We start from the raw sequence: 26172 nt of genomic DNA, 5'->3' as shown, positions 1-26172 counted from the left end.
TCACAGCGCGAACGTCACCGACAGGCGGGCCTGTCGCGGTGCACCGGGGAACAGGTAGTAGTCACCGCCGCTGCTGCCGGTATCGCGCCAGTAGAAGCGGTTGAATACGTTGTCCACCGACAGGTTCCAGGTCACCGCGCGTTCGTGCAGGCGATGCTGGAAGCGCAGGCCGGCATCGAACACCGAGTAGTCCGGCGCGCGCACGCCACCGTCGGCGCGTGCCACGTTGGCACCGGCATAGCGCCAGCCACCGGTCACGTCCAGGCCCTGCACGAACGGCAGCGCGTAGGCCATGTGCACGCTGGCGCGTACCTTCGGCACGTTCACCAGCTGATGGCCTTCATAGGCCGGCGTGCCGGTGTCGCGCGCGCGCGCCTGCAGCACGCTGGCGCTGGCCACGATCTGCAGTGCGTCGGTCAGCTGGCCGTTGGCGGTCAGCTCCAGGCCGGTGTGGGTCTGCGTGCCTTCCTCGACGAAGGTGTAGCCGACGTCGCTGCTGTCGGGCCTGGCGTACTGGTACGGCTGCGAGATGCGGAACACCGCTGCACCCAGCGTCAGCGCCTCGACCGGCACGTACTTCACGCCTGCTTCCAGCTGCCGTGACTGCACCGACGGCAGGAAAGTGTCGGCATTGCTGGTCCAGAACGGCGCTTCCTGGCCCAGCGAAATGCCGCGCACGTAGCTGGCATAGGCGTTGAGCTGATCGGTGGCCTTCCACACCACCGCGGTCTGCGGCAGGAACCGCGACAGGCGGCTGTGCCGCTGCGGAACGCCACGCTTGTCGTAGGCACGCTCGTCCAGGCGCACGAAGCGGCCACCGGCCAACCACTGCCAGTCATCGCCAAAGCTCATCCGGTCCAGCGCGAAGAACGCGGTCTGGCGGCTGTCCAGGCGTCGTGCGGAGGGGCCGGGCATCTTCGGCGACGGCTCGAACACGGGCACCTGCGGGTCGTGGATGTTGCTGGTGCCGACGTACTCGTTGACGCTCGGGCGCTTGTCCACGGTGCGGCGGAAGTAGTCGGCACCGAGGGTCAGCTGATGGCCGACGCTGCCGGTCTCGAAGCGGCCACGCAGCTCGGCACGGGCCTGCTGGTTGCGGCGGGTGTCGTCCGGGCTGCGGTAGTCGTAGACATCGTAGTCGCCGTTGGGTGCGAAGTAGTTGCCTGGCACGCTGCCATCGGCGCACTGCACGGCGTAGTAGCAACCGTAGGCGAAGGCGACGTTGTCATCGATCACCGAGCGGCTGTGGCCGACCGAGACGCGCGACTGCCAGGCATCGTTGAAGTCGTAGGTATGCAGCGCGGTGATGTTGGTGCTGGCGATATCCACCGGGCGCTGCCACGGCTGGTAGCCGAGCAGGTGCTCGCGGTCGACACCGCGCGGCAGGTCACGCGCGCCCAGCAGCTGGTAGCCGGACACCGAGCGCTGCGAGCTGGTCTGGTAGTTGGCATCCACTTCCAGCTTGCCGCGCTCGCCGATCAGCCAGTCGGCGGCCAGCGAGTAGAAGTTGCGGCGGCCATCGGCGTGCGCGACGTAGGAATTGCTGGAGTCCCATGCGGCATTCAGGCGCAGGCCGAAACGCGGGGTGATCCAGTGGCCGACATCGACGGCGACGTAGCGTGAGCCTTCCGAATCGGTGCCGAGCGTGGCGGTGCGTACTTCAGCCGGGCGCTTGCCGATGTAGTTGATGATCCCGCCCGGCGCCATCACCCCTGCCGCCAGGCCGGCTTCACCCTTGAGGATCTCGACCGACTGCACGTTCTCCAGCGCCAGGCGTTGCTCGCCGGCGATGGACAGCCCGTTGAAGCGGTAGCCGGTGGCGGCGTCCAGCGCGAAGCCGCGGATGGCGATGTTCTGGTAGTAGCCCACAGGTGCATACGCATCACCCAGCGAGGCATCGTTGCTGGCCAGCTCGGACAGCGAACGTACCTGGCGACGTTCGAGATAGTCGCGCTCGAGCACGTTCACCGAAGCCGGCGTGTCCTTCCACGAACCGCCGCCGAAGGCATTCACGCGCGAGGTATCGGCCTTCGGCTTGCCGGCCTCCACGCGCACCGCCGCCAGTTCGGTCGGCGAGCGTTCGGCACCAGTGGCAGCCGCATCGGTGGTGGCCTCGGCCTCGCTGGCATGCAGCGGCAGCGCGGCGCAGAGGGCGAGTGAGAGCAGGGTGGGGCGCAGGCAGCGGTTCATTCGGTTCGTCTTCGGACAACAAGGGAGACGAAGCGACGGCGCGCAGGTGCACCGGCCCATGATGGGGGTGTGGCTGCGGCTCAAAGCTCCCTACGCCGGTGCAAACCGGATCAGGTTCCAAGGGACTCTCTCAGCCTGGCAGATCCAGGCACCCCCGCTTCAGGTGACCATTTCACTACAAATGGTACGGATTTGCGAGCGCCAGCCGGGGTCAGATCCCTTTCCTGCGGAAAGGGATCTGACCGCAACGCTGCGTCAACCGGATCACGCGACGGCGTGCAGGGCCTGCAGCAGTGCCCGTCCCGGCGCGCTGTGGAACCACGCCGGATGGCCCAGCATGAAGGGCTGCCAGGCCACGTCGGCATTCGCGGTTGAGCGGGTGACACCTTCGAAGTACTCCACTTCGGACAGTGCGAAGTCGAAATGGACCATTGGCAGCAGGTCGGCCAGCAGGTGCACGCGTGCCGCCGACAACGGCAGCACCTCGCGGTAGCCGTCGAGCAGGGCCAGCGCGATATCGATGCGCACTGCCTCCATGCCGCGCTCCAGTTCCAGCCACGCCACTGCGTTGCGCTCGATCGCGGTGGCGAGGTCGAACAGCGCGCTGGTGGGCGACGCCAGGCCGAAATCCAGCACGGTGCTGACCTCGCCGTTGCGCCACAGCAGGTTGGAGACATGCCAGTCGTTGTGCGCCCACAGCCGGGGCTCGGCGCGCAGGCGCTCGGCCAGGCCGGCGTGCCACGGCAGCACGTCGCGCTGCAGCTGTGCTTCCCATGGAATGCGCGCGAGATAGCGTGCCAGCCCGGGACGTTCATCCAGTCCTGCCTTGATGGCGGCGATCGGATCGTCGGCACGGATCAGGTCGTCGCGCGCCACCAGCAGATGGGTGCTGCGCTGGGGCGCGTGGTAGCTGGCGGCGGCACGGTGCAGCTGTGCGAGCGTGCGCCCTGCTTCGCGGGCCTGCGCGACATCGGTCAACAGCGACCACGACACCGCGTCGCGATACAGGTCGTCGCCCACGCCGACATCGTGCAGTTCAAACGTCCATTCGCCGTGTTCGACCGCAGTGTGGCCATCGGTGGCCGGCAGCACCTGCACCACTGGCACGCCGGCGGCGGCGAGATGGGCGATGAAGTGGTGTTCTTCTTCCAGACAGGTCGCGCTGCGCACGCTGTGGTGGTGGCGCTTGATGAACACCGCGCCGCGCGTGCCGTCGACGATGGCGGCGGCAGACAGCGGCCGCGGGCTGTGCCAGCGCGGTTGGCTGTGCCCGCCCAGCTGCGGGTAACGCGTACTCAGCCACGCGATGTCCGCCGCGCTGATCGGTGGCCAGTCGGCAGCGACCTCGTCGTTGTTGAGGCCCTGCACGCGGTGGGAGGAAGACGTCATGCCACAGTCCGATCGGGAAAGTCACATCCAAGGCTGCGCATTCAACGCCATGCGCGTGGCCAACGCAAACGGGCGGGTCATCGACCCGCCCGTCTCCGCGTCATCGGTATGTCGGCGCTGCTTACCAGCCGCGATGGCGGCCGCGGTCGTGGTAGTAGCGGTTGTCGTAGTAGCGCTCACGCTGCCAGCGGCGGTCATCGCCACGGTCGTAGTAGCCACTGCGGTAGTAGCCACGGTCGTAACGGCGATCGTAGCGGTCGTCGTAACGGCGATTGTCGTAGTAACGGCGGTCGCGGCGGTCGGAGGTGGTCAGGTTGCCGATCGCGCCGCCGGCCACGGCACCGCCGACGGTGGCCGCAGGGTCGCCGTTGGACAGCAGGTTGCCGGCCACGCCACCGACCACGGCGCCGACCAGGGTGCGCTTGTCCTTCCTCGACATCGCGCTGGCATCGCTGACCACGGCGACACCGGCAACCAGTGCCAGGGCCATCGCCAGACCACGGAAGCTGAGTGTGGAAGTACTGAGCATGTTCGGTTCTCCTGTGAGGTGCATGCCACGCTGGGCAGGGAGGGCGCGGGGCGCCCCGGCTGCCGTGGAGACCACGCTGGCGTTCCGACATTGCCGGAACATTGCCTGGCCTACCGGGCGGCTTGCGCATTCATCTAGCGTCAGGCGGCATGAAGCAAGGCTGAAAGTGGCTTTTACCGCTCAGCTGGCAGAAAGGGAAAGGGCCGCGCATGGCGCGGCCCCTCCCGGTCTGCAAGGCGCTGCGGGCTCAGACGCCCATGGCCTTCTGCGCCTGGCGGGTCTGTTCCTGCTGCGCGTCCTGCTGCTGGTGCAGCACGTTCGGCGCGCCCTGCACCGCGCCGCTGCTGAGCGCCATGCTCTGCTCGCTGGCGGTGCGGGTTTCCACCGCAACGCGGCTGGCCGCCGGGTCACCGACCGTGCCCTGCACGGCGAACAGGCGCTCACCGTTCGGGCTGGGCACCACCGCGTCGATGCGCTGCAGGCCGGCGGCATGCGCCTCCCTGGTCAGGGCCGCTGCGGCGCTTTCCAGCGCGTGGCGGTCCTTGAAGGTGCCCGCCGGCATCCGCTCCAGGCCTTCGGTGGCCTGCAGGTACATCGGATTGCGCGGGTGCCGCTCGTCGTTCAGCAGCGGGCGCTCGCGGGCCTCCTTGATCGCATCCAGCGTCTTCGCACCGACGATGCCGTCGGCAACCAGCCCGTTGTCCTTCTGCAGCTGGCGTACCGCCGCTTCGGTATTGCGGCCGAAGCGGCCGTCCTCGGCCAGCGGCTTGCCGTCGGCCCCGGCATAGCCGAGGTGGCCCAGCTGCTCCTGCACCTTGCGCACGCCCTCGCTGTGCGCGCCCGGCTTGTACAGCTCGGCGTGCGGGGCGGCAGCGGCCTTGTGTTCGGCCGCAGGCTTGCCCTGGGTCTGCTCATGCGATTGGGTGCGGCTTTCCAGCAGGTCGCGCGCCTTGGACAACGGGTCCGACGCGAACAGCTTCCAGTGCGGGTGGTCCTTCACCTGCTTGAGGTAATCCTCCACCGGCATGGTGTGCACGCCCTTGCTGCCGGTGGACTGGCTGATCAGCAGCTTGTCGGTGTTCGGGTCGCGCACCACCATCACGATGTGGTCGATGCCATTCCAGTGCTCGTGGCGGGTCCTGGCCGTATCCAGGCCGATGACCATGCCTTCCTTCAGCGCACCGGGCTTGAGGATGGCGTCGCGCTCGAGCAGCACGCCGGACTGTTCGACGGCCTTGTGCACGATGCCGCCGGAACCGAGGTTGCCCAGGTCGATGCGGTCGGCCTTGCTGAAGACAGCGTGCCCGGCCTTCTGGTTGATCTCGTCCATGGTCCGGTTCTGCAGGGTGCCGACCCAGCCGGAGCAATCGATGTAGCCCTGGTCCACGTTCTTGCCGGTCTTGCCCGGCACGTACAGCGCGTGGCCCGGGATGTTGATGGCGTACTTCACATCGTCGTACTTCACGCCAGCGTCGTACGCGGCGTGCAGTTCGATGCCCGGCTTCGGCGCAGCAGGAGCCGTTGCGGTCGCCGCCAGCGTGGCCGCAGCGGCACCCACTGCGGCGGTCTGCGCAGGTGTGCCTGGAGCCTGGGCCTGGCCCGGTGCCACGGTCTGCGGCGTGATGTGCTTTTCCGGGATGCTGATCGCTGCGTACTTGTGGATGTAGTAGCTGGAGAAGGTCCGCGCCAGGTCGCCGTCGTTCATGCCACGCATTTCGGCCAGGGTGTGGCCGGTCAGCGCCTTGGCATCGGACCCGATCTGGTTGAGCACGTTGCGGCGCATGTTGATCTCTTCGCCATGGCCGTTGCGGACCACGCCGAAGGTGCCGGTGGCGATCGCGGTCTGCACCGAGCCATAGCCGGCGCTGCCCTGCTGGTGGGCCAGGTACAGGTCCAGGCCGGTCGGCGTGTCGCCGCCGGACAGGTACGGGTGGCCGGTGCGCTCATTGCGGCGCGCCATCGAGCCCAGGTTGTCCTGGTACATCTGCGCGGCGGCTTCGGTGTTGCGGGTCGGGTCGAATTCGTGGCCGGTCAGGTGGTATTGGCGGGCCGAGCCGGGCACGAACTGGAACAGGCCTTTGGCGCCGGTCGAGGTGTTGTGGGCGCGCTCGTTGAAGGTGCCGCCGGTCTCGATGTGCGCGAAGCGCATGAAGTCATCGACCGGGATGCCCTTCTGCCGGGCGACCTGCTCGACGATGTCCAGGACTTCCTTTTTGCTGTAGTCATGCTGTGCCATGACGTTTTCCTCGGGGTTGATGGAGCGGCCGATGCCGCGAATCGCCAACCGGACTCATCCGTGAGTCAAGAACATGTCGGTCAACAGGTAACCCGCCTGCGGCGGATGGAAATCAGGGCGCGATGTACTGCTGGGCCTTGCTGTCGAAGCGGTAGTGCACGGTGTCGCCGGCACCCAGCGCGCGGGTCTTGCCCGGGGCTTCGATGGTGGTGCCCTTGAAGGTCACGGTCAGCTGCGGCAGGCCGTTGCCATCGGCCACGAAGGCCAGTTCGCCATCGCTGTCGGTGCACGGCATCACGTTGCCGTCGTCGCAGGCCGCGCTGTTGTCTTCGCCGGTGCGCACCGAGCCGACGTAGCGCCAGACCTTGCTGTCCAGGTCGTCCTCGCTGCGCTTGGGGTTGAACAGCAGCAGGGCGTAACCGCTGCTGTTGATGCCGCGGTCGAAGCTGCTGGTCGGTACTGCCAGCAGCAGGCGGCCGTCGGCGGTGTGGTGTTCGATCGGCTTGCGCCGGGTATCGACGTCGTCAGCCTTGTCGTAGGCGCCGAGCGCACCGATGGTCCATTCCTGGCCGCGGAACTTCCACGGCTTCTTCGCGTCGCCGCCGGCCAGTACGAAGGTGGCCTCGGCCAGATTGGCGCGGTCGTCGGGGCCGGCCGGCTGCTGTTCGCCCGGCTTGCCGTAGTGCTCGCGGGTGTCCCAGGAAAAACCGGTGTAGTAGGTGGTGCCGTCCAGGGTGAAGCGGTGGCCGAACCAGAAGGTCGCCACGCTGCCGTTCTGGACTTCATAGGACGTCGCACCGTCGCCATCCACCTGGTAGATGAAATACATCACGGTCGGCGCGTCGGGCGGGGTGACGGCGGCATCGGGGGAGGGGTTCTGCATCGGGGCAACATCCTGTCGGGGCGCTTTGGCAGCCTGCGCAGGCGCAGGCTGGGAGGACGAGGGGGCCGGATCGGCGGCGCTGCAGGCGGCAGCGGAAAGAGAGACGAGCAGGCATGCCGCGAATGCGCGCAGGGGCCGCAACGGCAGGGTCCAACGTAGCTCGGGGGGGGACTGCATGCGCCTCTCCATGGTCAGCGTTGCCGGGCCAGACGGCCGGCAGGAAGCCGCACCCCATCCACCACGGACGGGAGCGAGGACATGAGCCGGTCGATTCCTTCGACCTCGCATTGAGAACTCATGCCTGCCCATCTTGGCACAGATCCGCAGGCCGTCAAAGAGGGGGGGCGGCAGCCGGGTCTGTGATGTGAAGTGCGTCTCAGATCTTGCCGTCACGCAGGTAGTCGAACAATTCGGCGTCGCCCTTCAGCCCCAGCTTGAGCATGGCGTCGCCCTTCTGCCGGCTGATGGTGCTGACGCTCTTGTGCAGCTGCAGCGAAATCTCCTTCACCGTCATGCCGGTGCCGAGCAGTCGCAGCACCTCCACTTCGCGTGGTGACAACGGCTTGCCGTCGCCCTCGCGCATGCGCCAGCTGCCGGCCGCGTCCACCCGCTCGCGCAGGCTGCGGCTGATGTAGGGCTGGCCGCGGTACACCGACTGGATGGCCTGCGGCAGCTCGTCCATTGACGAACTCTTGTCGACCAGACCGAGCACGCCACTGTCGAGCACCATGCGCAGGATCGCCAGGTTGCTGGAGACGCTGAGCATCAGCACCGGCAGGTCCGGATGCCGGCGGCGGATCATGCCGATCATGGCGAAGCCATCGGCCTGCGGGCTGCCCGGCATGGAGTAGTCGGTGACCAGCAGGTCACAGGGCTGGTTGGCGAGCAGGGTCATCAGCGCCTGCGCGCTGTCGGCCTCGCCGACTACGCGGCCCACGCCGCTCGACTCGATGACGGCGCGGGTACCGATGCGGACCACCGGGTGATCGTCTGCGATGATGATGCGCAAGCTCATGCTCTAGTATGGCCATCGGGCACGCCGGGCCGCGACCATCGCGGTCCCTGGCAGGATTCTAGGAGATCGACGCAGATGCGTAGGTGGGCTGTTCGCGGGCTGCTCCTGCTGCTGGCGGTGCTGGCCCTGCCCGTGGCCCAGGCACAGCCGGCCCCTGGGCTGCTGCCGCTCAGCCCGTTGCAGCGCGAATACCTGGTGGCGCATCCGACCATCGTTGTCGGGCAGTATGACAGCGGTTGGCCGCCCTTCGAGTCCCTCCGTGACGGCCAGCAGGTCGGTCTGGGACCGGACTACCTGTCGCATCTTGCACGCCAGCTCGGCATGAAGGTCGAGGCGCGCCGCTATCCGGACTGGACATCCGTGCTGGATGCGGCATGTCGTGGCGAGATCGACGTGGTGATGAATGTCGGCCTCAGTGCCGACCGCACCCGCTGCATGGTCTATACCGCGGCCTACAGCGAAGCGCCGCTGGCCCTGGTGGGCCGGCCGGACGACCTGCGTGCCTCCGACATGCCCGACCTGGAGGGTCTGCGGGTGGTGATCGAGCAGGATTTCCTGACCGGTCCGCAGGTGCGCGCCCGATTCCCGCGTGCCCGCCAGCTTGTCGTAAACGACACGTTGAGCGCATTGCAGATGGTCAGAGACGACAAGGCCGACGTCTACATCGGCAATGCCTTTGTCGCCACCGAGCTGATTGCCAGCCGGCGCCTGCAGGGCGTGGCGCTGTTGCGGCCCAGCGACCTGCCCCCTGAACGGCTGCACTTCGGCATTCCCAACAGCAAGCAACCCCTGGCTGAAGCCCTGGACCTGGCGCTGGCGGCCACCAGCCAGGCCCAGCGTGATGCCCTCGCACAACGATGGCTGCCACCGCCGCACTGGTCGGCATCGGCGCAGCTGGCGCTGAGCCAGGCCGAGAAGCGCGTGCTGGAGCAGCCGTTGAAGATCGGTTTCGCCCCGAATGCCGCGCCACTGTCGTTCACCGGCGAGGATGGCCGGCCCAGCGGGCTGGCCAGCGAATACCTGCAGCGCCTGATGCAGGCCGGTGCCAACCTGCAGGTCGAGGACAGCCACGACTGGTACGAGGTGCGCGAGAAGGCCCGCCGCGGTGAGCTGCAGGCGGTGATGGGCATTCCTGTCGATTCACGGTACCTGGGCCCGGACTGGGTGTTCAGCCAGCCCTTCATCAGCGTGCCGAACGTGATTGTGGTCAGGAGCGATGGCGAGTCGCTACTGGGCCTGGCTGACCTGCAGGGCAAGCGCGTGCTGCTGTCCGACCCGGAGCGTGTGCGCGGCTACGTGCTGCAGCAGGCACCGCAGGCGCGGATCATCGCTGCACGCAGCGCCGAACAGTCGCTGCAGCGCCTGCTCGCTGGCGACGCCGATGCGTACATCGGCAACCTTGCCGTGGTCGATCACCTGCTGCGCAGCCGTTTCCCGGGGCGGCTGCAGGTGGCGGCACCGGCCGGCTTCAACGACCAGCTGGTGCTGGCTGTGGACCGCCGCCACGCGGCACTGGCTACCACCTTCGATCGCCTGCTGCTGCAGATGACCCCACGCAAGCGCGAGGCCCTGCGCAATGCCTGGCTGGGGGTGGAGTACCGCAACGGTGTCGACTGGAACAAGGTGCTGCGGTGGGGCGTGCCGGTGCTGCTGGTGCTGCTGACCGCGCTGCTGGTACATGGCGTCGGCCATTGGCGGCTGCGCCGCGAGGTGGCAGGACGTCGCCAGCTGGAGCAGCGTCTGGCCGAGGTGACCGACAACCTGCCTGCAGTGGTCTATCAGGCGCGTCGCGGCGCCGATGGCGCGCTCAGCTTCCCGTTCATCGCCGGTGACCTGCCTGCGTTGTTCGGCATTACACGGCAGCAGGCCGAACAGGATGCGAGGGTGTTGCTGGAACGCATCGAGGAAGAGGACCGCGCGCACATCCTGCACTCCATCGAGCAGGCCGCGCGCCAGTTCGCCCCATTGATCCTGGAGTTCCGCCTGCGCAGCGATGGGGAGGGCGTGCGCTGGGTGCGCAGCCAGGCCCACCCCTATGCCGCCGAAGAGGGCGCGGTGATCTGGAGCGGTTACTGGGTGGACGTGAGCGAAGCGCGGATGCAGGCCGATGCCCTGGCGGCGGCGAAGGCGGACGCCGAGCAGGCCGCCGAGGCCAAATCGCGCTTCCTGGCCACGATGAGCCATGAGATCCGCACGCCGATGAGTGGCGTGCTGGGGATGCTGGAGGTGCTGGCGCACTCACCGCTGGACAGCGAACAGCAGCGCATCCTCGGCGTTATCGAGGATTCGGCCCAGATGCTGCGGCAGATCCTCGATGACATCCTCGATTACTCGCGGCTGGAAGCAGGGGCGTTGCGCCTGGAACCGGTGCCGCAACCGCTGCGGCCCCTGCTGGAGAGCGTGTGCCGCCTGCTGTCGGCCCAGGCCAGCGCGCGTGGCCTGGCGCTGCACGTGCAGATCGATCCCGAGCTGGCGCCGGCCCACGAAGTGGACGGCGTGCGGCTGCGCCAGATCGTGTTCAACCTGCTCAGCAATGCCATCAAGTTCACCGCACAGGGCGAGGTGCGCCTGCAGCTGGAGGTGCTGGGGCCGACCAGCGAAGACGGCGTGCAACCGCTGTGCCTGAGCGTTACCGACACCGGCATCGGCATCGCACCGGAACAACTGCAGCACCTGTTCGCGCCCTTTACGCAGGCCGGTGCCTACATCCAGCGTGACCACGGCGGCACTGGCCTGGGCTTGAGCATCTGCCAGCGACTGGTGCAGATGATGCAGGGCGAATTGACCCTGCACAGCACGCTGGGCGAAGGAACCCGCGCCGAAGTGCGGGTATCGCTGGTGGAGGCCGGCAGCGAGGACGCGGCGGCACTGCTGGCCGAGCAGGACCAGTCCGCGCTGCTGCCCGCCGCGCTGCGCCAGGCGCGGGTGCTGGTGATCGAGGACCACCCGACCAACCAGGCGATGATGGCGTGGCGGCTGCAGCAGCTGGGCGTGCCCCATGTGCTGCTGGGCGATGGCCAGCAGGCGCTGGATCGCCTGTCGTCGGAGAGCTTCGACCTGGTGATCACCGACTGCCGCATGCCGGTACTCGATGGATTTGGCTTCACCCGCCTGCTGCGCGAACGCGAGGGCCGTACCGGCCAGCCGCGGCTGACGGTGCTGGCGCTGACCGCCAGCGTGCTGGACGACGATGCGCGCCGCTGCCGCGAGGCCGGCATGGACGAGGTACTGGCCAAGCCGCTGTCGCTGGCCACGCTGCGTGCGGCGCTGCTGCGCTGGCTGCCGCAGGCCCAGGGCCAGTCGTTCGAGGTGCCGGTGCCGGAGGTTGCCGCCGACGACGGTGAAGCATTGCCTGATCTGGCCACCCTGCAGCAGCGCTTCGGCTCGCGCGTGGTGGCCGAGCAGCTGCGCGACAGCCTGTTGCAGGCCAGCGAGGGTGACCTGGCCGCCGTGCAGCGCGCCGTGCAGGCTGGCGACCGCCAGGCTGCGGCGCTGCACCTGCATCGCCAGGCCGGCGGGCTCGGGGCGATCGGGGCCACGGCACTGGCCCAGCAGGCCAATGCGCTGGTCGAGCGCCTGCAGGATGCGGCAGAGGCCGATACGGCGCCGTTGTTCGCCACCGTAACAACGTTCGTGGCGCGGCTGCAGCAACAACTGCAGCGCCTGGCTCACTGAGCCGACTGCTGCTGCAGGTAGGCGATCACCAGGGCGCGGCGTTCTGCGCTGGGGAAGGCGTTGTACATGCGGGTGCCCGGCACCAGGTGCGTGGGTGACTGCAGGAAGGTATCCAGCGTCTGTGCGGTCCAGGTGATGTCGGCGCGGCGCATGCCGTCGGAATACCCATAGTCGGGCAGGCTGCCGGCGCGGCGGCCGATCACGCCGTGCAGGTTGGGTCCGAAGCGGTGGATGCCACCGGGCTGCACGGTGTGGCAGCCGGCACACAGTTCGAACGCGCGCTGCATGGCCTGCTGCCGGGCCTGTTCGGGCGTGGCCGGCACCGCGGGCGGGCGCTGGCAGGCCGTGGCAAGCAGGGCCACGGCAACGGCGGTGAGCAGGCGGCAGGCACGCATGGGTGGGCAGGATAGCGGTGCGGTGGAGCGGTCGGGCTGCGACACACGGTCGCAGCCCGGGGCGATCACATGCCCGAGTAGTTCGGGCCGCCGCCGCCCTGCGGGGTCACCCAGACGATGTTCTGGGTCGGATCCTTGATGTCGCAGGTCTTGCAGTGCACGCAGTTCTGCGCGTTGATCTGCAGGCGCGCGTTGTCGGCTTCGCCAACGAACTCGTACACACCGGCCGGGCAATAGCGGGCTTCCGGGCCTGCGTACTCGGCCAGGTTCAGCTTCACCGGAATGCTGGGGTCCTTCAGCGTCAGGTGGCTGGGCTGGTTCTCGTCGTGGTTGGTGCTGCTCAGGAACACCGAGCTGAGGCGGTCGAAGGTCAGCACCCCATCCGGCTTCGGGTAGGCGATGCGGGTGTGCTTGGCGGCCGGTTCCAGGCAGGCATGATCCGGCTGCGTGCGGTGCAGGGTCCACGGCGGGTTGCGCACGCCCAGCTTCGGCAGCAGCCACTGCTCGACGCCGGTCATCAGCGTGGCCACGGTCTGGCCCTTCTTGAACCACTGCTTGAAGTTCTTGGCCTGCTGCAGTTCGGTGAACAGCCAGCTGGCTTCGAACGCCTTCGGGTAGGCGCTCAGTTCATCGTGCTGGCGGTCGGCGGCCAGCGCGTCGAACGCGGCGTCGGCGCACAGCATGCCGGTCTTGATCGCGGCATGGCTGCCCTTGATGCGGCTGGCGTTGAGGTAGCCGGCCTCGCAGCCGACCAGTGCACCGCCCGGGAACACCGTCTTCGGCAGCGACAGCAGGCCACCGGCGGTGATCGCACGCGCGCCGTAACCGATGCGGGTACCGCCTTCCAGATGCTTGCGGATGGACGGATGGGTCTTGAAGCGCTGGAACTCTTCGAATGGGCTCAGCCACGGGTTCCTGTAGTCCAGGCCGACCACGTAGCCGATGGCGACCTTGCCGCCGTCGGCGTGGTACAGGAACGCGCCGCCGTAGGTGTCGCTGTCCAGCGGCCAGCCGGCGGCGTGAACCACCAGACCCGGCTCATGCCGGGACGGGTCGATCTGCCACAGCTCCTTGATGCCGATGCCGTAGGCCTGCGGGTCCTTGCCTTCGTCCAGCGTGTAACGCGCGATCAACTGGCGGCCGAGATGGCCGCGCGCGCCTTCGGCGAAGATCGTGTATTTCGCCTGCAGCGCCATGCCGCGCTCGAACGCCGGGCCGATGCTGCCATCCTTCTCGATACCCATGTCGCCGGTGGCCACGCCGATCACTTCACCGTTGTCGCCGTACAGCACCTCGGCTGCGGCGAAGCCGGGGAAGATCGCCACTTCCAGCGCCTCGGCCTGCTGCGCCAGCCAGCGGGTCACTTCGCCCAGGCTGATGATGTAGTTGCCTTCGTTGTGGAAGCACTCCGGCAGCAGCGCGTTGGGCGTGCTGCGCGCGCCGGTTTCGCTGAGGAACAGGAATTCGTCACGGGTGACCTTCTGCTTCAGCGGTGCGCCGCGCTCGGCCCAGTCCGGGAACAGCTCGGTCAGCGCGCGCGGATCCATCACCGCACCAGACAGCACGTGCGCGCCTGGTTCGGACCCCTTCTCCAGCACGCACACCGACAACTCGCGGCCGGCCTCGATCGCGCGCTGGCGCAGGCGGATCGCGGTGGCCAGGCCGGCGGGGCCGGCGCCGACGATCACCACGTCGAATTCCATTACTTCACGCGGGGGCAGGGCGTTGGCTTCAGCGCTCATCGATTGCATGACTCGTGGGTAGGGCCGGCATCGGGGCCACCGGCGGTGCCTGGGAATCGCGCGTGCAGCCACGAGCGAAACGGTTGTTTGAATGTGTCAGGGTACCGGGCCGCGCGTGATCGAGCTAGATCGCCGATGTTCACGTCACGATTGCTGCGGTGCAGCGTAAGGCTGCGGCCCGGGTGGGTGCCGACCCTGGTCGGCACGCTCTGCCCGGATGACCGACAATGGCCGGGTCCTGACTGCGCGTGAGTGCCATGGCTTTGCATCCGTACGATCTGTTCGATGTCCGTTCCCTGCTCAATGAGGAAGAGCGCGCGGTGCAGGAGAGCGTCGCCCGCTTCACCAACGAGCGCGTGCTGCCGATCATCGGCGATGCCTTCGACCAGGCCCGTTTCCCCTCTGAACTGGTGCCGGAGATCGCCTCGCTGGGCCTGCTGGGCGCCACCCTGCCGGCCGAATACGGCGGCGGTGATCTGGGTGCGGTCAGCTATGGCTTGATCTGCCAGGAGCTGGAGCGCGGCGATTCGGGCCTGCGCAGCTTCGTCTCGGTGCAGAGCTCGCTGTGCATGTACCCGATCTACGCTTACGGCAGCGAGGAACAGCGCCAACAGTGGCTGCCGGCGATGGCACGCGGCGAACTGATCGGCTGTTTCGGCCTGACCGAGGCGCACGGCGGTTCCGATCCGGCCAGCATGAAGACCCGCGCGGTGCGCGACGGCAGCGACTGGCGCATCAGCGGCAGCAAGATGTGGATCACCAGCGGCCCGGTGGCCGACTTGGCCATCGTCTGGGCGCAGACCGAGGACGGCATCCAGGGCTTCGTGCTGGAGAAGGGCATGGCCGGCTTCACCACGCAGGAGATCAAGCACAAGATGAGCCTGCGCGCGTCGCTGACCGGCGCGCTGTTCTTCGATGACGTGCGCGTGCCCGACAGCCACCGCCTGCCGAACGTGAAGGGCCTGAAGGGGCCGCTGGGCTGCCTGACCCAGGCCCGCTACGGCATCAGCTGGGGCCCGATCGGCGCGGCCATCGCCTGCCTGGATGAAGCGCTGGGCTACGCCAAGGAGCGCGTGCTGTTCGGCCGCCCGCTGGCCGCCACCCAGAGCGCGCAGATCAAGCTGGCGGAAATGGCCCGCCGCATCACCACCGCGCAGCTGCTGGCGCTGCAGCTGGGCCGCCTGAAGGAAGCCGGGCAGCTGCAGCCGCAGCAGGTCAGCCTGGCCAAATGGAACAACTGCCGCATGGCGATCGACATCGCCCGCGAATGTCGCGATCTGCTGGGTGGGGCCGGCATCACCACCGAACACGTGGCGATCCGGCATGCACTGAACCTGGAATCGGTGATCACCTATGAAGGCACCGAGACCGTGCACCAGCTGGTGATCGGCCGCGAACTGACCGGCATCAACGCGTTCTGAAACCTGGTTCCGGTGGGTGCCAACCTTGGTTGGCACATCTTTCCAGAAGTTTCTGCAGCCGCCTTGACCTGTCTTTGGTAGGTGCCAACCTTGGTTGGCACATTCCTTCAGCGCGCGACCAGGCATTTGTGCGGACCAAGGTCCGCACCCACCAGAAGCAGGTCACACCCATCAGCAGTGCTTCGCACCCACCTGAGGCGGTTTACGCGCCGCCGGCAAACCCGTGCTGCCGCCACGCCTCGTACATCACCACGGCAACGGTGTTGGAAAGATTGAGGCTGCGGTTGCCCGGCCGCATCGGCAGGCGCAGGCGGCGGCCATCCGGCAGCGCATCGAGCACGTCCTGCGGCAGGCCACGGCTTTCCGGGCCGAACAGGAAGGCATCGCCATCTTCGAACGCCACGCTGTCGTAGCGGACGCTGGCACGCGTACTCAGGGCGAACAACCGCTTCGGTGCGATCCGCGCCAGCGCGGTGTCCAGGTCGGGGTGCACCTGCAGGCGCGAGTACTCGTGGTAGTCCAGGCCGGCGCGCTTGAGCTGCTTGTCTTCCAGTGCGAAGCCGAGCGGCTCGACCAGGTGCAGCTGCGCGCCGGTGTTGGCGCAGAGCCGGATCACATTGCCCGTGTTGGGCGGGATTTCCGGTTGGAACAGGATTACGTGGAACGGGGGCGCGGCATTCATCGGCGCAGTGTACCTGCGACGGCGGCCGCCTCTACGGCGCACGCCCTGCGCTGGGCAGGGCGGCACCGCTTACGGGCGCAGCAGGACCTGGGCGGTTTCGGTGGCCAGGGCCTGCAGGTCTGCAGCGCTCGGACGCACCTGCAGGGCCGGCAGGTTGACGATCACCTGGTTGGCGACGCTGGTGGCAGCGGCAGCCAGGGTGGCGGCGTAGCGCTGGGCTTCCAGTTCGGCGGCCAGGGCGACGCGCTGTTCCAGGCTCGGGCGCACTTCCACCGAGGCCAGGGTGGTGATCGGCATCGCGGCGGCGACCGGGGCGGCGACGTAGCCGCTGCGCTCGGCCAGCTGGTCGGCGCTCGGGCGCACTTCCACGGTGGCCAGGGTCGGGATGCCGCTGGCCTGTTCCCAGGCCTGCTGGGCCAGCTGGTCGGCGGCCGGGCGAACCTGCACGGTGGACAGGGTCTTGATGGATTCAGAGGCCTGCACCGACGAAACAACCGCGGTGCCGGCGATCAGGGCGATGGCGATGGCAATGGTCTTGGCGTTCATGACGGGGCCTGTTTAGTGTTGGTGATCAGTGGTGTGGTAGTAAGGTAGTACACCAATTCTGGGGATGCAAGAAGAATTTTCGATTTCCTGCATTTGTTCAGTCTTCAGTCAGCTTGAGTCTGAAGCCCTTCCTGGCGCAGGAAGTACCAAGCAATCCCCGTGCCAACTTTTATTCATTGATTTACAAGGGTTTTTTATCAATCGAAAAGTGTCCGGTGGGCGGACACCTGTCCATTCGATATGCCGCGGACACTGTCCGGACGCCTTCAGCCGGCACATGTGACGGTTCACGCCCGCCGGCTGGGGCCGGGCCGGATGGCCTTCAGGGCAAACACCCCCAGTGACTGGCGACCGATTCCTGCCGTTGCCTGCGCAGGCTAGGATCGGGATTCACCTATGTGACCAAGGATCCGGATATGTCTCTCGCCCTTCGCCCGCGCGCCGCATTGCTGGCCGTCGCCCTCAGCACCGCCCTGGGCACGCTTGCGCCCACCTCCGCGCTTGCCGCCAGGCCGGCGGCACCGGCCAAGGTCGATATCCCGTACGAGCAGTTCACCCTGCCCAACGGCCTGCGCGTGATCGTGCATACCGATCGCAAGGCGCCGATCGTCGCGGTCAACGTCTGGTACCACGTGGGCAGCAAGGATGAGCCGGCCGGCCGCACCGGCTTCGCGCACCTGTTCGAGCACCTGATGTTCCAGGGCAGCGAGAACCACGACGGCGAATTCTTCGAACCGTTCAAGCAGGTCGGTGCCACCAACCAGAACGGCACCACCAACACCGACCGCACCAACTACTTCGAGAACGTGCCGACCACCGCGCTGGACATGGCGCTGTGGATGGAGTCGGACCGCATGGGCCATCTGGTCGGTGCGATCGACCAGGCTGCGCTGGACGAGCAGCGCGGCGTGGTGCAGAACGAGAAGCGCCAGGGCGAGAACCAGCCCTACGGCCAGGCCTGGGACCAGATCAACAAGGCGCTGTATCCGGTTGGCCACCCGTACCACCACGGCGTGATCGGCTCGATGAACGATCTCAACGCGGCCTCGCTGGATGACGTGAAGACCTGGTTCCGCACCTGGTATGGCCCGAACAACGCGGTGCTGGTGCTGGCCGGCGACATCGATCTGGCCACCGCCAAGGAGAAGGTCGCCAGGTACTTCGGCAGCATCCCCGCTGGCCCGACCATGGCGCAGCCGGCGGTGAACGTGGCCAAGCGCAGTGCCGATACCCGCGAGACGATGACCGACAAGGTGCCGCAGGCGCGCATCTACCGCGCCTGGAACGTGCCGCAGGTCGGCACCGCCGACATCGACCAGTTGCAGCTGTTCTCCGAAGTGCTGGGCGGCGCCAAGTCCTCACGCCTGAGCCAGCGCCTGCAGCACCAGGACAAGCTGGTGGACAGCATCGGCTCGGGCCTGTCGACCTCGCAGCTGGGCTCCAACTTCGTGATCGTGGCGACCGTCAAGCAGGGCCAGGACCCGGCCAAGGTCGAGAAGATCATCGACGAGGAACTGGACCGCCTGATCAAGCAGGGCCCGACCGCGGCCGAGCTGGAGCGCGCCAAGACCGGCGCCCGTGCCGGCTTCATCCGTGGCATCGAGCGCATCGGTGGCTTCGGCGGCAAGGCCGATGCGCTGGCCGAGTGCGCGGTGTTCACCGGCGACCCGGGTTGCTTCCGCACCTCGCTGGCCAACATCGAGAAGGCCAGTGCCGCCGATCTGAGCCGCCTGGGCGCACAGTGGCTGGACAAGGGCAGCCACACCCTGGTGATCGCACCGGGTGAGCGCGTGGCGCTGACGGAAGAACCGAGCCAGACGCCGAAGCCGTTCACCGTGCCGGCGGTGGACCCGAAGTACAGCACCCTGCCGGAACAGGTGGACCGCAAGGCCGGCGTGCCGCAGACCCGCGAGTTCCCGCAGCTGAAGTTCCCGGCACTGCAGCGCGCCACGCTGAAGAACGGCACCCAGGTGATCCTGGCCGAACGCCACGAGATTCCGGTGGTGCAGTTCAGCTACCAGTTCCCGGGCGGCTTCAGCGCCGACCAGGGCCGCAAGCCCGGCACCGCCAACTTCACCATGAGCCTGATGACCGAAGGCGCCGGCAAGCTCGGTTCGCTGGCCTTCGCCGACGCCGCCGACGCACTGGGCGCCAGCCTGGATGCCTCGGCCGGCCTGGACTCGATGAGCGTGGACCTGTCGGCGCTGAAGGAAAACCTGGCACCGTCGCTGGCGCTGTACCGCGACCTGCTGCGCGAACCGCGTTTCGAGCAGGGCGAGATCGACCGGGTCAAGGCGACCTGGATCGCCGGCATCCAGCAGGAGAAGGTGAACCCGGGTGCAGTGGCCATGCGCGTGCTGCCGCCGCTGCTGTACGGCAAGGGCCACCCGTACGCCATCCCGTTCACCGGCAGCGGCGACGAGGCGGCGATCAACGGCCTGACCCGCGAAGATCTGGTTGATTTCCACCACGACTGGCTGCGCCCGCAGAACGGCACCCTGATCGTGGTCGGTGACACCACCCTGGCCGAGATCGTGCCGCTGCTGGACAGGCAGCTGGGTGACTGGAAGGCGACCGGCGAGGCGCCGCAGGTGAAGGCGGCCACCGATGTCGCGCTGCCGAAGGGCCCGCGCGTGTTCCTGATCGACCAGCCGGGTGCGGTGCAGGCCAACCTGTTCGCCGGCCAGGTGGTGGCGCCGTCCAGCGCCGCCAGTTCGACCCGCTTCGACATTGCCAACGGCGTGATCGGCGGCGACTTCACCTCGCGCCTGAACATGAACCTGCGCGAGGACAAGCACTGGTCGTACGGCGCGCGCAGCAGCGCGACCAGTTCGGTGGGCCAGCGCCCGTGGATGGCCAGTGCGCCGGTGCAGATCGACAAGACCGGCCCGGCACTGGCGGAAATGCGCAAGGAGATCGCCGCATTCGCCGACGGCAGCAAGCCGGCCACCGCTGCCGAAGTCAACCGCATCCGCAACATCCAGACCCTCAGCCTGCCCGGTGCCTACGAGACCGCCAGTGCCGTGGCCGCGACCATCGGTTCGATCGTGCAGTTCAAGCGCCCGGACGACTATGTGCTGCGTCGCAAGGCCGAGATCGAAGCGATGACCCCGGCGCAGGTGCAGCAGGCCGCTGCCGAGATCAAGCCGCAGGCCCTGACCTGGGTGGTGGTGGGTGACCTCAAGCAGACCGAAGCGGCCGTACGCGCGCTGAACCTGGGCGAGGTGACGGTGATCGACGCCGAGGGCAACCCGGTCAAGAAATAAGGCACGACCCGGCCCGCCTGTGGCGGGCCGGCTCCCCCGGTAGTGCCGGCCGCTGGCCGGCAACCCCTTAAGGGGTCGGAGCCCCCTGCGGGGGATCCGACCCCTCCGCCGACCTGGGGTCGGATCCCCCGCAGGAGGCTCTGACCCCGGCCCCGGCTACCCCCGATTCAGGCTGTTCAGGCAGAATCGCCCCATACCCTTCCAGGATCTGCCCATGCGCGTTCTGCTGCTTTCCTCTCTGCTGCTCACCGTCACTGCCTGTACCTGGGTGCCGATCGAACCGGCCGGCAAGGCGACCCGCGTGTTGCCGGCAGGTCCGGTTCCGGCCGGCTGCATCGCCAAGGGCGAGGTGGTGGTCACCGTGAAGAGCAAGGTCGGCTTCTACAACCGCAACCCGCTGCGCGTGCAGGAAGAGCTGGAAACCCTGGCCCGCAACGAGGCCCCGAGTGCCGGCGCCAACGCCGTACAGGCCGCCGCCGCGCCCGCCGATGGCAGCCAGCGGTTCGCCGCGTTCCAGTGCCCGCCGCGCTGAACGCTTCACCATACGGCCAAGCCTGAATTCGTAAAGATGCGGTGAAGGCCCCGGGGGTTATAGAATAGCGCCCCCTTTTGCCTGAGCCTTGGCGCTAACCTCGATGCTCTTCAAGAATGTCTCGATCGCCGGCCTGGCACACGTTGATGCGCCGCATACGCTGACGACCAAGGAAATCAACGAGCGGCTGCAGCCGACGTTGGATCGCCTCGGTATCCGCACCGACGTGCTCGGCGATATCGCCGGCATCCATGCCCGCCGCCTGTGGGACAACGGCGTGCTGGCGTCCGATGCCGCCACCATGGCCGGCCGCAAGGCGCTGGAAGACGCAGGCATCGATGCGACGCAGGTCGGCCTGCTGGTCAACACCTCGGTCAGCCGCGACTACCTGGAGCCGTCCACCGCCTCGATCGTGTCGGGCAACCTCGGCGTCAGCGACGAGTGCATGACCTTCGACGTCGCCAATGCCTGCCTGGCCTTCATCAACGGCATGGATATCGCGGCGCGCATGATCGAGCGTGGCGACATCGACTACGCGCTGGTGGTGGATGGCGAGACCGCCAACCTGGTGTACGAGAAGACCCTGGAGCGCATGACCGCCCCGGACGTCACCGCCGACGACTTCCGCAACGAGCTGGCCGCCCTGACCACCGGTTCGGGCGCCGCCGCGATGGTGATGGCGCGCTCGGAACTGGTGCCGGATGCACCCCGCTACAAGGGTGGCGTGACCCGTTCGGCCACCGAGTGGAACCAGCTGTGCCTGGGCAATCTGGACCGCATGGTCACCGATACCCGCCTGCTGCTGATCGAAGGCATCAAGCTGGCCCAGAAGACCTTCACCGCCGCCAAGATCGCCTTGGGCTGGGCCGTGGAAGAGCTGGACCAGTTCGTGATCCACCAGGTCAGCCAGCCGCACACCGCTGCGTTCATCAAGAACTTCGGCATCGACCCGAAGAAGGTCATGACCATCTTCGGCGAGCACGGCAACATCGGCCCGGCCTCGGTGCCGATCGTGCTGAGCAAGCTCAAGCAGCTGGGCAAGCTGAAGAAGGGCGATCGCATTGCACTTCTGGGCATTGGTTCCGGCCTGAACTGCTCGATGGCTGAAGTGGTCTGGTAAGCAGCCCGCTGCCCGACCTCCTGTAGAGCCGAGCCATGCTCGGCTCACGCGCGCAGCGCGGCTCTTCCGCAGCGGACCGGAGAGCAGCCGAGCATCGGTTCGGCTCCACATTGCGCCGCGACTCTCCCTAGGTGCTCCGCATGCGCGATCTTCCCGGTTACCCCGCCCACCCGCAGCGCTTCGAGGTTCGCCCCGGCCTGTCGATGAACTATCTCGACGAAGGCCCGCGCGATGGCGAAGTGGTGGTGATGGTGCATGGCAACCCGTCGTGGAGCTATTACTGGCGCACGCTGGTGGCCGGCCTGTCGGACACATACCGCTGCATCGTGCCGGACCACATCGGCATGGGCCTGTCGGACAAGCCCGATGACAGCCGCTACGAGTACACGCTGCAGTCGCGCGTTGACGACCTCGATGCGCTGCTGAAGCACCTGGGCATCACCGGCCCGGTGACCCTGGCGGTGCACGACTGGGGCGGCATGATCGGTTTCGGCTGGGCGCTGTCGCACCACGACCAGGTCAAGCGCCTGGTGGTGCTCAATACCGCCGCGTTCCCGATGCCGGCGGCGAAGACGATGCCGTGGCAGATCGCGCTGGGCCGCCACTGGAAGATCGGCGAGTGGATCATCCGCAGCTTCAACGCGTTCTCGTCCGGTGCCTCGTGGCTGGGCGTGGAGCGGAAGATGCCGGCCGACGTGCGCCGCGCCTACGTGTCGCCGTACAACAGCTGGGCCAACCGCATCAGCACCATCCGTTTCATGCAGGACATCCCGCTGTCGCCGGCCGACAAGGCCTGGTCGCTGCTGGAGCGGGCCGGCAAGGCGCTGCCGTCGTTCGCCGACCGACCGGCCTTCCTCGGCTGGGGCCTGCGCGACTTCGTGTTCGACCACCACTTCCTGAAGGGCTTCCAGGCCGCGTTGCCGCAGGCCCAGGTGCATGCCTTCGAGGACGCCGGGCACTACGTGCTGGAAGACAAGCACGAAGTGCTGGTGCCGGAGATCCGCGCTTTTCTGGACAAGAACCCGATCTGATCGGTGTGCCGACCGTTGGTCGGCACACCCGAAGGGTTCATGAGGTTGCCGGCCAGCGGCCGGCACTACTACGCCGCGACCGGTGCCTGCGGCGGTGAGGACGGGCTGTTGCCGTTGTCGTCCGGGTGATCGTCGTCATTGTCGGCGTCATCGCGCCAGCGCCAGTCGGCCAGCGTCAGCGGGTCCAGGCCGTAGGCGATGCGTGCCTTGTCGCACTGCGGGCTGGCCTTGCCGTACTCCCACGATGCATCCACCTCACGGCACACGCTGGGCCGGTTGGGGTGGATGGTGCAGCGTGAGTACACGCCGATCTGCGCGTCCAGCGCCACGCAGCGCACCGGCTTGGAGTGGGTGCCGCGCATGCACAGGCGGTGCGGGTCCAGCACCTCGGTCAGCTGGTGCGGCACGCCGCCGGGGGTGACCTCGTCCGATTCCATCCAGTGGAAGGCCACGCGGTATTGGGTGCAGCAGGCGCCGCAGGTCATGCAGGGATGTTGCATGGGCAAGCCGCCTCGGGCGGCAGTCGGAATCAGGAACGAGGGTGCGGATTTTCCACGAAGTGGGCCGCCGCGCAAGAAATTCCGTAAGCGGCGACAATGAACGGATGAACCGACCCTGCAACATTGCCGCGCGCCTGCCTGAACTGGCGCGTGAACGCCCTGACCAGATCGCCATCCGCTGCCCGGGCCGCCGGGGCGCCGGCAACGGCATGGCCACCTACGATGTCACCCTGGATTACCGCCAGTTGGACGCCCGCAGTGATGCCATGGCCGCCGGCCTGGCCGGCTATGGGATCGGCCGTGGAGTGCGCACGGTGGTGATGGTGCGGCCGTCGCCGGAGTTCTTCCTGCTGATGTTCGCGTTGTTCAAGCTGGGCGCGGTGCCGGTGCTGGTCGATCCGGGCATCGACAAGCGCGCGCTGAAACAGTGCCTGGACGAGGCGCAGCCGCAGGCCTTCATCGGCATTCCGTTGGCGCACGTGGCGCGGCTGGCGCTGCGCTGGGCGCCGTCGGCGACCCGCCTGGTCACCGTTGGCCGCCGCCTCGGCTGGGGCGGTACCAGCCTGGCCGCGCTGGAGCGCGCCGGCGCCAAGGGCGGGGCGATGCTGGCCGACACCGATGGCGAGGACATGGCGGCGATCCTGTTCACCAGCGGCTCCACCGGTGTGCCCAAGGGCGTGGTCTACCGCCACCGCCACTTCGTGGGCCAGATCCAGCTGCTGGGCAGCGCGTTCGGCATGGAAGCGGGCGGCGTGGACCTGCCGACCTTCCCGCCCTTTGCCTTGTTCGACCCGGCGCTGGGCCTGACCTCGGTGATCCCGGACATGGACCCGACCCGGCCGGCGCAGGCCGATCCGGCACGCCTGCACGATGCCATCCAGCGCTTCGGCGTGACCCAGCTGTTCGGCTCGCCGGCATTGATGCGGGTGCTGGCCCGGCATGGCCGGCCGTTGCCGACGGTGACCCGGGTGACCTCGGCCGGTGCGCCGGTGCCGCCGGACGTGGTCGCCACCATCCGCAGCCTGCTGCCCGCCGATGCGCAGTTCTGGACCCCGTACGGCGCCACCGAGTGCCTGCCGGTGGCGGTGGTCGAGGGGCGTGAGCTGGAGCGTACCCGCGCGGCCACCGAGGCCGGCGCCGGCACCTGCGTGGGCAGCGTGGTGGCCCCCAACGAGGTGCGCATCATCGCCATCGACGACGCCCCGCTGGCCGACTGGTCGCAGGCGCGCGTGCTGGCGGTTGGCGAAGTGGGAGAAATCACGGTGGCTGGCCCGACCGCCACCGACAGCTACTTCAACCGCCCGCAGGCCACGGCCGCAGCGAAGATCCGCGAGACGCTGGCCGATGGCAGCACCCGCATCGTCCATCGCATGGGTGACGTGGGCTACTTCGATGCGCAGGGCCGGCTGTGGTTCTGCGGGCGCAAGACCCATCGCGTGGAAACCGCACAAGGGCCGCTGTACACCGAACAGGTCGAGCCGGTGTTCAATACCGTGCCCGGCGTGGCACGCACGGCACTGGTCGGCGTTGGCCCGGCGGGTGCGCAGGTACCGGTGCTGTGCGTGGAACTGCAGCGTGGCCAGAGCGACAGCCCGGCGCTGCAGGAAGCGCTGCGTGCGCATGCCGCAGCGCGCACGCCTGAGGCCGGCGTGCAGCACTTCCTGGTGCATCCCGCGTTCCCCGTCGATATCCGTCACAACGCCAAGATCGGCCGCGAGAAGCTCGCCGTCTGGGCCAGCGCCGAACTGGAGAAGCGCGCATGAAGATCCTGGTCACCGGTGGTGGTGGTTTCCTTGGCCAGGCGCTGTGCCGCGGGCTGGTCGAACGTGGCCACCAGGTGCTTGCGTTCAACCGCAGCCACTACCCGGAACTGCAGGCCATGGGCGTGGGCCAGATCCGCGGCGATCTGGCCGATGCGCAGGCAGTGCTGCACGCGGTGGCCGGCGTCGATGCGGTGTTCCACAATGGCGCCAAGGCCGGCGCCTGGGGCAGCTATGACAGCTACCACCAGGCCAACGTGGTCGGCACCGACAATGTCATTGCGGCATGCCGCGCGCACGGCATCAACCGGCTGGTCTACACCTCAACGCCCAGCGTGACCCACCGCGCCACGCATCCGGTGGAAGGCCTGGGGGCTGACGAGGTGCCGTACGGCGAGGACTTCCAGGCACCGTATGCGGCGACCAAGGCGATCGCCGAACAGCGCGTGCTGGCCGCCAACGATGTATCGCTGGCGACGGTGGCACTGCGCCCGCGCCTGATCTGGGGCCCGGGTGACCAGCAGCTGGTGCCACGCCTGGCCGAGCGTGCACGTCAGGGCCGCCTGCGCTTGGTCGGCGACGGCAACAACAAGGTCGATACCACCTACATCGACAACGCCGCGCTCGCGCATTTCCTCGCTTTCGAGGCATTGGCGCCGGGTGCCGCGTGTGCGGGCAAGGCCTACTTCATTTCCAACGGCGAACCGCTGCCCATGCGCGAACTGGTCAACCGGCTGCTGGCCGCTGTTGGCGCGCCGACGGTGGACAAGGCGATCAGTTTCAAGACCGCCTATCGCATCGGCGCGGTCTGCGAACGGCTGTGGCCGCTGCTGCGCCTGCGTGGCGAGCCGCCGCTCACCCGCTTCCTGGCCGAGCAGCTGTGCACGCCGCACTGGTACAGCATGGAGCCGGCCCGCCGCGATTTCGGCTATGTGCCGCAGGTCAGCATCGAAGAAGGGCTGCGCAGGCTGAAGGCTTCATCTGCTGCATAGATCGCCGTCACTGGTTGCACACCGCAGGATCGGGAGGATGGACCCACGCCATCCAAGGCTCGACCACCCGCGAGGAGCGCCATGCTGCATTACGCCATCATTTTCTTTGTCATCGCCATCATCGCCGCCGTTCTGGGCTTTTCCGGTATTGCCGGCGCCGCAACGAACATCGCCTGGATCCTGTTCGTGGTGTTCCTGATCCTTGCGGTGATCTCGATGTTCCGCAAGCGCGGCTAGCCGGTAGTGCCGGCCGCTGGCCGGCATCGCT

Annotated in this window: 20 protein-coding genes and 1 riboswitch; of the genes, 9 read left to right on the top strand and 11 right to left on the bottom strand. The window is 67.9% G+C overall.

Annotated features, from left to right (window positions below; all coding sequences use genetic code 11):
- The 6 genes from AC5P7I_RS17885 to AC5P7I_RS17860 form a co-directional block, all read right to left on the bottom strand.
- Positions 1-2190, bottom strand: coding sequence for a TonB-dependent receptor (locus AC5P7I_RS17885; RefSeq protein WP_262087922.1), 2190 nt, complete (start codon positions 2188-2190; stop codon positions 1-3).
- Positions 2191-2260: 70 nt separating this feature from the next.
- Positions 2261-2356, bottom strand: a riboswitch (TPP riboswitch).
- A gap of 98 nt (positions 2357-2454) precedes the next feature.
- Complete coding sequence (locus AC5P7I_RS17880; protein WP_262087923.1) at positions 2455-3579, bottom strand: phosphotransferase enzyme family protein; 1125 nt, start codon at positions 3577-3579, stop codon at positions 2455-2457.
- A 121-nt stretch (positions 3580-3700) separates the two neighbouring features.
- The gene (locus AC5P7I_RS17875; RefSeq protein ID WP_014645533.1) at positions 3701-4108 is read right to left on the bottom strand and encodes a glycine zipper 2TM domain-containing protein; all 408 of its coding nucleotides are present in this window, start codon (positions 4106-4108) and stop codon (positions 3701-3703) included.
- Positions 4109-4355: 247 nt separating this feature from the next.
- Positions 4356-6344, bottom strand: coding sequence for a peptidoglycan-binding protein (locus tag AC5P7I_RS17870; RefSeq protein WP_032959398.1), 1989 nt, complete (start codon positions 6342-6344; stop codon positions 4356-4358).
- Between the two features lie 112 nt (positions 6345-6456).
- Positions 6457-7227: a hypothetical protein gene (locus AC5P7I_RS17865; RefSeq protein WP_262087924.1), complete on the bottom strand. Its 771-nt coding sequence runs from the start codon at positions 7225-7227 to the stop codon at positions 6457-6459.
- Between the two features lie 376 nt (positions 7228-7603).
- Positions 7604-8242, bottom strand: a complete 639-nt coding sequence (locus AC5P7I_RS17860) for a response regulator (RefSeq protein WP_014035550.1) — start codon at positions 8240-8242, stop codon at positions 7604-7606.
- Positions 8243-8317: 75 nt separating this feature from the next.
- Between AC5P7I_RS17860 and AC5P7I_RS17855 the strand changes: the two genes are divergently transcribed.
- Positions 8318-11917, top strand: coding sequence for an ATP-binding protein (locus AC5P7I_RS17855; protein ID WP_262087925.1), 3600 nt, complete (start codon positions 8318-8320; stop codon positions 11915-11917).
- Here AC5P7I_RS17855 and AC5P7I_RS17850 read toward each other — a convergent pair.
- Positions 11911-12312 (bottom strand): c-type cytochrome, encoded by a 402-nt coding sequence (locus tag AC5P7I_RS17850; protein WP_014645538.1) that lies wholly within the window; start codon positions 12310-12312, stop codon positions 11911-11913. The two genes, AC5P7I_RS17855 and AC5P7I_RS17850, sit on opposite strands and share 7 nt — an antisense overlap.
- Before the next feature lie 65 nt (positions 12313-12377).
- A complete protein-coding gene (locus AC5P7I_RS17845; RefSeq protein WP_262087926.1) occupies positions 12378-14054 on the bottom strand; it encodes an electron transfer flavoprotein-ubiquinone oxidoreductase in 1677 nt (558 codons plus the stop codon).
- A 257-nt stretch (positions 14055-14311) separates the two neighbouring features.
- On the opposite strand from AC5P7I_RS17845, the gene AC5P7I_RS17840 reads away from it, so the two are divergent.
- Positions 14312-15475, top strand: a complete 1164-nt coding sequence (locus tag AC5P7I_RS17840) for an acyl-CoA dehydrogenase family protein (protein ID WP_032962241.1) — start codon at positions 14312-14314, stop codon at positions 15473-15475.
- Positions 15476-15677: 202 nt separating this feature from the next.
- Here the strand turns inward: AC5P7I_RS17840 and AC5P7I_RS17835 are convergent, their stop codons facing one another.
- Positions 15678-16157: a tRNA (cytidine(34)-2'-O)-methyltransferase gene (locus tag AC5P7I_RS17835; protein WP_049441773.1), complete on the bottom strand. Its 480-nt coding sequence runs from the start codon at positions 16155-16157 to the stop codon at positions 15678-15680.
- 69 nt (positions 16158-16226) lie between these two features.
- A complete protein-coding gene (locus AC5P7I_RS17830) occupies positions 16227-16703 on the bottom strand; it encodes an XAC0231 family protein (RefSeq protein WP_005407626.1) in 477 nt (158 codons plus the stop codon).
- A 416-nt stretch (positions 16704-17119) separates the two neighbouring features.
- Here AC5P7I_RS17830 and AC5P7I_RS17825 point away from each other — a divergent pair, with 416 nt between their 5' ends.
- The 4 genes from AC5P7I_RS17825 to AC5P7I_RS17810 all read left to right on the top strand — a co-directional run bounded on the left by AC5P7I_RS17825 (position 17120) and on the right by AC5P7I_RS17810 (position 22652).
- Positions 17120-19969 (top strand): M16 family metallopeptidase, encoded by a 2850-nt coding sequence (locus AC5P7I_RS17825; protein ID WP_262087927.1) that lies wholly within the window; start codon positions 17120-17122, stop codon positions 19967-19969.
- A gap of 214 nt (positions 19970-20183) precedes the next feature.
- The gene (locus AC5P7I_RS17820; RefSeq protein ID WP_005407628.1) at positions 20184-20501 is read left to right on the top strand and encodes a DUF4156 domain-containing protein; all 318 of its coding nucleotides are present in this window, start codon (positions 20184-20186) and stop codon (positions 20499-20501) included.
- Between the two features lie 103 nt (positions 20502-20604).
- Complete coding sequence (locus tag AC5P7I_RS17815) at positions 20605-21621, top strand: 3-oxoacyl-ACP synthase III (protein ID WP_014035559.1); 1017 nt, start codon at positions 20605-20607, stop codon at positions 21619-21621.
- Between the two features lie 140 nt (positions 21622-21761).
- Positions 21762-22652, top strand: a complete 891-nt coding sequence (locus tag AC5P7I_RS17810; RefSeq protein WP_014645544.1) for an alpha/beta fold hydrolase — start codon at positions 21762-21764, stop codon at positions 22650-22652.
- A gap of 68 nt (positions 22653-22720) precedes the next feature.
- Here the strand turns inward: AC5P7I_RS17810 and AC5P7I_RS17805 are convergent, their stop codons facing one another.
- Positions 22721-23152: a YkgJ family cysteine cluster protein gene (locus AC5P7I_RS17805; protein WP_029380125.1), complete on the bottom strand. Its 432-nt coding sequence runs from the start codon at positions 23150-23152 to the stop codon at positions 22721-22723.
- Positions 23153-23256: 104 nt separating this feature from the next.
- Here AC5P7I_RS17805 and oleC point away from each other — a divergent pair, with 104 nt between their 5' ends.
- From oleC to AC5P7I_RS17790, 3 genes are all read left to right on the top strand, one after another.
- Positions 23257-24915, top strand: coding sequence for an olefin beta-lactone synthetase (gene oleC, locus AC5P7I_RS17800; protein WP_262087928.1), 1659 nt, complete (start codon positions 23257-23259; stop codon positions 24913-24915).
- Positions 24912-25904 (top strand): 2-alkyl-3-oxoalkanoate reductase, encoded by a 993-nt coding sequence (gene oleD / locus AC5P7I_RS17795; RefSeq protein ID WP_014645546.1) that lies wholly within the window; start codon positions 24912-24914, stop codon positions 25902-25904. The genes oleC and oleD overlap by 4 nt, the downstream gene beginning before the upstream one ends.
- A gap of 81 nt (positions 25905-25985) precedes the next feature.
- Positions 25986-26141, top strand: coding sequence for a DUF1328 domain-containing protein (locus AC5P7I_RS17790; protein ID WP_005407633.1), 156 nt, complete (start codon positions 25986-25988; stop codon positions 26139-26141).
- The last annotated feature ends 31 nt before the right edge of the window (positions 26142-26172 follow it).

It is taken from the genome of Stenotrophomonas sp. YJH_SMC_138 (assembly GCF_059369855.1).
This window is presented reverse-complemented; position numbering and strand designations above follow the sequence as displayed.